The sequence below is a fragment of the Deinococcus sedimenti genome (assembly GCF_014648135.1).
Taxonomy (GTDB): Bacteria; Deinococcota; Deinococci; order Deinococcales; family Deinococcaceae; genus Deinococcus; species Deinococcus sedimenti.
In genome coordinates, this window is sequence record NZ_BMQN01000025.1 from 22,061 (window position 1) to 28,577 (window position 6,517).

The following is a 6,517-nucleotide window of genomic DNA, read 5'->3' on the forward strand; positions in this document are numbered from 1 at the left end:
GGTTCAGTCCCGCGCAGACGCTACCCTGAGGGCATGGCGACCCTCGTGATTGTCGAAAGTCCCGCGAAGGCCCGCAAGATCGCGGGTCTGCTCGGGGCCGGGTTCGTGGTGCGCGCCTCGCTGGGGCACGTGCGGGACCTGCCCGGCTCGAAGATGGAGATTCCCGAACGGTACCGCGCCGAACCCTGGGCGCACCTGGGTGTCAACCCGGAGACGTTCGCGCCGATCTACGTCGTGCCGGCCAGCAAGCGCAGCACGGTCAAGGAACTGCGGCAGCTGGCCGGAGCGGCGGACCGGATCCTGTTCGCGTCCGACATGGACCGCGAGGGGGAAGCCATCTCGTATCACCTCAGCCGCCTGCTGAACGTCGAGCAGCCCACGCGGATGGTGTTCACGGAAATCACGCGGGAGGCCCTGCAGGCCGCGCTGCAGTCCACCCGGCCGCTGGACCTGAACCTCGTCGCTGCGCAGGAGGCCCGCCGGGTCATCGACCGCCTCGTGGGGTACGAGGTGAGCCCGCTGCTGTGGAGCAGCGTGGGCGGCAAGCTCAGCGCGGGGCGCGTGCAGAGCGCGGCGCTGATGCTGCTCGCGCAGCGGGAGATGGCCCGCATGCGCTTCCGACCCGCGACGTTCTGGTCGGTTCGCGCGGACGTCCTGACCCGCCCGAAGTTCACGGCGACCGTCACGCACGTGCGCAGCAGCGAGCACCCGCAGGGGCTGCCCATCGCGCGGGCGGGTGACTACACGCCAGGCGGCGTCCTGAAACCCGGCACGCAGGTGCTGGAGATGACGGGCGAGCAGGTCCGCGCCCTGAGCGCCTACCTGGACGGGCGGGAGGCGACCGTCACTGCCGTGGACGTCACCGAGACCCGCACGCGCCCCGCCCCGCCCTTCATCACGAGCACGCTGCAGCAGGCGGGCGGGCGACTGAACCTCAGCGCGAAGGGGGTCATGGACGCCGCCCAGCGCCTGTACGAGGGGGGCCTGATCACGTACATGCGGACCGACTCCCCGGCGCTGTCCGACGAGGCCCTGACCGAGGCTCGACGCGAGGCCACGCGCCTGTTCGGACCGGCCGCCGTGCCCGCGCAGCCCCGGCAGTACGCGACCCGTAACCCCAACGCGCAGGAGGCGCACGAGGCGATCCGCCCCGCCGGGACGAGCTGGCGCGCCCCCGCTGCGACCGGCTTGAGCGGCGCCGATCTGGACGTGTACACCCTGATCTACCAGCGCACGGTGGCGTCCCAGATGCTGGACGCCGTGTTCGACAAGACGGTCGTGACCCTGACCTGCGGCGCGGCCACCCTGGGCGCGCAGGGCCGCGTCCTGAAAGAGGCTGGCTTCCTGCATCTCCTTCAGGAGGACGACGGCGAGACGGACGATCAGCGCCTCCCGGCCCTGCAGGCGGGACAGCGGGTGCCCCTGAAAGCCCGCGCGCCCGAGGGGAAGAAGACGTCCGCCCCGACCCGCTTCACCGAGGCGACGCTCGTGCAGGCCATGGAGAAGGCCGGGATCGGGCGGCCCAGCACGTACGCGCAGACGCTGAGCACCCTGCAGACCCGGGCGTACGTGCGCCTGACAGGCCGGCACCTGGCCGTGACGGCCGTGGGGCTGCTGGTCACCACCTACCTGGCGCGGCAGGTGCCGGACGTCATGCAGAACGACTTCACTGCCACCATGGAAGCCGGACTGGATGACGTGGCGGCCGGAACGAGCACGCGCGTGGCGTACCTGACCCGCTTCTGGACGCAGGGTCTGGCGCCCACCATTCGCCGGGCGTCCCGCGAGGCGCCCAGCCTGCCCCTCCCGCACCTGAACGGCACGCGCCTGCGCGCGACCGCGGGCGGCGCGCAGCTGGTGCGGGAGGGGCAGAGCGCGCCGCTGCCCGACGAGGTCATCCCCGCCGACCTGGACGAGGCGCAGGCGGACGCCGTCCTGCAGGGGACCTGGACCGCGAAGAAATCCCGGGCGGGCCGGGCCGCCAGAGCTGAGGCCACACCACCGGGCACCGTAAGCAGTCGGCCGGCCCGGAAGTCCACCCGGTCCAGCGCGAAGCCGCGCCGCTCGTAGGGCGGGCTGCCGGGTGGCCCGCTGAACCGACCCTGACCGCACCGTGGTGCACACAGCGGTTTCCAGGTGTGTTGAGGGGCTCCCAGCACACCTGAAACGAGCGGAGCGAAAAGCCGTCAACATCAGTGGTCGGAAGTGGAATTGAAGGGCGTGCCCTTGGCCCTTCAACGGAACTGGAAACGGCGGTCAGGGTGTCGGGGCGAGCCGTTCCTCGATCCTGCCGAGGTGGGCGCTCTGCTCGCGGAAGGTGTCCCGCGCGTCCCGCCAGGCGGGATCATGGGGGTCCAGGGCGCTGCGCAGGTACGCGCCGCTGAGCCGTGCGATCGCGGCCACCCGGTCGGGTTGCTCGTCGGTCGTCTCGCGGGACTCGTAGCCGGGAATGCCGCCCAGGGAATGCTGCGCCCCGGTCAGCGTCAGCAGGGCTTTCGGGCCGGAGCTCAGGTGGTAGGCGTCGGTGACCCAGCGGGCCCCCCGGACGCTCAGGCGGGCTTCGTCCTGATCACCAGCGACGATGAGGGCAGGAGCGTGCAGACTGGAGAAATCCTGATTCAGGAACGGGTAGTGCTGCGCGGCGTGGGTGGTCAGGGCTGATCCGCCGAGGCCGGGCGCGGCGAGCAGCACGCCGGCGCGTATGCGGGGGTCGCGCGTCCCGTCGTCTGGACCGCGAGGCAGGGTGGTGGGCCGCGCGCCGAGGAGTTTGCTGACGGTCTCCCCACCCCACGAGTGGCCGGCGGCCGCGACGCGTGTAGGGTCCAGGCGTCCGCTGACGTGGGGAAGAGTCTCGGTCAGTTCGCCGAGGTGATCGAGGATCCGCTGAAGGTCCAGAATCCGCTCACGCCAGATGCGCAGCGGACTGAGCGGTGGGCCCGGGTCCTGCCGGCTGTCGAGGTGGGTGGGTTGAATGACCGCGAATCCCTGCGCGGCCCAGCGGTCGGTCAGTGGGCCGTAGGCGTGGAGGGACGAGCCGTTGCCGTGCGAGAAGAGCAGGATGGGCAGCCGGTCTCCGGAGAGGGGCACGCTGAGCTTGACGTGCAGCGGGCGGGGGCGGCCGGGCGCAGTGACCAGCAGGGGAGCGGTGGTGTGCACCGGCGCGGTGGGCGCGGTCATGGGGTCTCCTGTGGGCGGCGTCGCGCCGCTCCGATGAGGTGGGTCGCTGTGTGGGGTCGTGGCTGCAAATACGGTAGGCTATTAAGCGGAACCGTGTTCCGGAAATATATGGAGCAGCGCTCCGCTTTGTCAATTCGCCTTTCCCAGGACCAGTCATGCCCGAACCCCGCCCCACCCGCCGACGCGCCGACGCCCAGCGCAACGCCCTGACCATCATCCAGGCCGCCGCCGACCTGTTCGCCCAGCGCGGCATCGACGTACCCGTCCGGGACGTCGCCCAGCACGCCGGAGTCGGCATGGGCACCCTCTACCGCCACTACCCGACGCGGGCCGACCTGGTCGTCGCCGTGTATCAGCACCAGGTGGACATCTGCGCCGCCGCCGGCCCCACCCTTCTCGCCCAGGCCCCGTCCCCTTTCACCGCTCTGCGCGAGTGGACTGACCTCTTCACCGGTTTCCTCGCCACCAAACACGGCCTCGCCGCCGCCCTGCAGGGCGACCCCGCCACCTCCGAGGCCCTGCACCGATCCTTCCTTGACCGCCTGCTGCCCGTCTGCGACGACCTCCTGCGGGCAGCCACAGCCTCGGGTGAGATCCGCACGCCCATCACGGCCTTCTCCCTGATGCGAGCCACCGGCAACCTCTGCATCGGGGCCGGTCAGGACACCCGCTACGACGCCCGCGCCGCCGCTCAACTGCTGCTCAGCGGCCTGACCGTGCCTGCCCGGCTGCCGGACCCGTCGGCGCAGGCAGTCCTTCCCTCACGGCAGCGGACGACGCCACCGGCGGCAGGGTCTCCGGACGATCCCGCGTGACCGCGCCCCGCCGACCGTCAGGATCCGACCACAGACACTGACTGCAGAATTCAGAGGTACTGAAGGGTTGACTCAATCTCTCCGAATCGAGCGGACTCGAAGAGCTGCGCCGCAGAGCGAGCACCTGACAACATCAGCGGTTGGGAGTGGAATTGAAGGGCGTGATGTTGTCCCCCCAACGGAACTGGAAACCGCTGTCAGAGGTCTCAAGGGTCGCTCTCAAGATCTCTGGACTCTTCTGTCAACCGATTGGGCGCACGGCTCTGCGCGGCAGAGCGGGCCACCAACAAGGCAGCAGGGAGACGTGGAGCCCTGGGACGGGCTGCAGGCTCCAGGGTGGACCTGAACACCGCTGTGGATCGATCGGTCCGGGATCGCCGTCACCGCAGGACCTGGACGGTCGCCTCCCCGCCAGTGGGGCTGCTCGGGCAGGCCGCGTGTGCTCTGGATCACCGCACGGGCCGCTCTGCCTGCAGCCATTCCGTCGACGGTCGGAAACCGGCGCGCGACAGGAGGGTGTCGCAGTCCCGCCTGTGCGCCGGCAGGTTCGCCGTCACGCGGGACAACTGAGCTACCTCGCTCGCGGCGGCGAGCAGCGACGCCGCCACGCCACGTCGCTGCCACGCGGGCGACACGCTGACCCATGAACACTCGCCATGGCGCGCAGTGTCCCAGACATGCAGGCACAGGCAGCCCACCACGTCGCCGGCCGCTGCCTGCGCCAGCCAGAGGAGATCTGGACGGTCGAGGCCGAAATTCAGGACGTCGCGCCGGAACGCGTCGCGCGTGAATGCCGGAAGGTTCAGCTCCTTCCGGCCCTGATTGAGGGCGGCGCGCAGGGCCTCCTGACGGTCAGGATCAGACCCGACCCTCTGGAAGCTGATGCCGGCCGGGGGAGTGGCCAGCCCAGGCCCCCAGTACGTCCATTCGGTGCTGATCAGGCGAAGTTCGAAGCCCTGCTGTTCCAGCCAGTCGCTCCGCGTGTCACCCGCCCGGAGTGTCAGGGTCCACCGTTCGGCGCCGTGTGCTGCCGCCCACTGGCCCGCGTGCTCAAGGAGGGCCGCGCCTGCCGTACCCAGAGCATCTTCCGGGGCGATCAGTTCGAGCAGGAAGGATCCAGGGGACTGCGGATAGGTTTCCACTAGGGCGACCTCGCAACCGCCGTCCAGTGCGAAGCGGACGAGGAACGGTTGATCTGATGGTCGCAGCTGCCAGTCACGCGCGACGTCGTCAGTGGTCAGGGGCGCATCGGGATACTGCGCCGTGGTCAGGCGTGCCAGCGCCTCACAATCCCGCGTGCTCCCCGTCCAGTCTCGCCAGGTCATGTCTGCCACCGTATCAACGCCGGGTGGTGACGGCAACGCGAGATGACCGGAGCTGGCGAGGCGACCGGTCAGTGAGGAGACCGTTCTCCTGTGGGGCCAACGGCACGCTCCAGGGTGTACCCTCGGCCGCTGGTCTCGACGGAGACCCGCTGTGAGCACCTGAGAACGGCAGCGGGTGGAGCGGGGAGTTGAAGGGCGGCCTGTTCGCCCTTCAAGGGCACTGAACACCGCTGTCAATAGCGCTGAACCGCCTGGTCGGGCGCTCGCTTCAGCGGGTTGTTGTGGAGCAGGCGAACTCGGTACGCTGCGCCGCACGGCGAGAGACTGTCCCCAGACGGACCGCCAGGAGAGGAACGGCGTCAACCAGCAGGCAGCGCAAGGAGCTCCTGCCCCTCGTGGCGCTGCCTGCTGCTCTGCAGGGGGTGGTCAGGGTCGGTTCGGGCTGACGGGGATGATCGTGCTGAGCCTGAACTTCCCGGCGGTGATGTTCATCACGTACAGCCGGGCGGCCTTGCGGTCCCCGACGGAGTTGAAGCTGACGTTGCCGGACAGCAGGCCCGTGAAGCTGCCCTTGCGGATCGCGCTCTCCACCTGCGCGCGGCTGGGCACCTTGTTCCCGTTGGCCCGCACGGCGTTCAGCACGCCCTGCACGACCACCTTCGCCGCGTCGTACCCGAACGCCCCGAAGCCCTGCAACTCGTCCTTGTATGCGTTGCGGTAATTCATGGCGAAGACCTTCGCGGCGGGCAGGGCGCTCAGGGGCGCGGCCACCGTCGTGAAGTAGATGTTGTTCGCGTTCGCCTTGCCCACGATCACGGGCAGCTCGCCGCTGTCCAGACCGTCGCCGCCCACCACGGGCGTCTGCACGCCCGCTTCACGCAGCTGCTTGATGAACACGCCCACCTGGTTGTAGATCCCCCCGAAGTAGATCGCGTCGGGGTTCGCCAGTTTGATCTTCGCCACGATGCTCGAGAAGTCGCTCTTCTCTTCCGTGCCTTCGTTGGCGCTGACGGTCACGCCCTTGGCTTTCAGGGCCTTCTCGACTTCCTTGGCCAGACCTTCGCCGTAGGCGGTCTTGTCGTTCAGGACGTAGGCTTTCTTGGCTTTCAGGGTGCCGCTGATGAAGTTCGCGCCGGCGGGGCCCTGCGCGTCGTCGCGGGCGACGATGCGGTTCATGTTGCTCAGGCCGCGGTCGGTGAC

General features: G+C 69.7%; 5 protein-coding genes. 2 read left to right on the forward strand and 3 right to left on the reverse strand.

Translation table 11 applies throughout. The features are described from left to right. The first annotated feature begins 33 nt into the window (after nucleotides 1-33). A complete protein-coding gene (gene topA / locus IEY69_RS20115) occupies nucleotides 34-2,070 on the forward strand; it encodes a type I DNA topoisomerase (RefSeq protein ID WP_189074868.1) in 2,037 nt (678 codons plus the stop codon). 186 nt (nucleotides 2,071-2,256) lie between these two features. On the opposite strand, the gene IEY69_RS20120 is transcribed toward topA, so the two are convergent. Further along, complete coding sequence (locus IEY69_RS20120; protein WP_189074869.1) at nucleotides 2,257-3,177, reverse strand: alpha/beta hydrolase family protein; 921 nt, start codon at nucleotides 3,175-3,177, stop codon at nucleotides 2,257-2,259. A 155-nt stretch (nucleotides 3,178-3,332) separates the two neighbouring features. Here IEY69_RS20120 and IEY69_RS20125 point away from each other — a divergent pair, with 155 nt between their 5' ends. Beyond that, nucleotides 3,333-3,992 (forward strand): TetR/AcrR family transcriptional regulator, encoded by a 660-nt coding sequence (locus tag IEY69_RS20125; protein ID WP_189074870.1) that lies wholly within the window; start codon nucleotides 3,333-3,335, stop codon nucleotides 3,990-3,992. Nucleotides 3,993-4,441: 449 nt separating this feature from the next. Here the strand turns inward: IEY69_RS20125 and IEY69_RS20130 are convergent, their stop codons facing one another. Next, complete coding sequence (locus tag IEY69_RS20130; RefSeq protein WP_189074871.1) at nucleotides 4,442-5,317, reverse strand: GNAT family N-acetyltransferase; 876 nt, start codon at nucleotides 5,315-5,317, stop codon at nucleotides 4,442-4,444. A 426-nt stretch (nucleotides 5,318-5,743) separates the two neighbouring features. Further along, a partial coding sequence (locus tag IEY69_RS20135) for a branched-chain amino acid ABC transporter substrate-binding protein (RefSeq protein ID WP_189074872.1) occupies nucleotides 5,744-6,517 on the reverse strand: 774 nt, incomplete at its 5' end.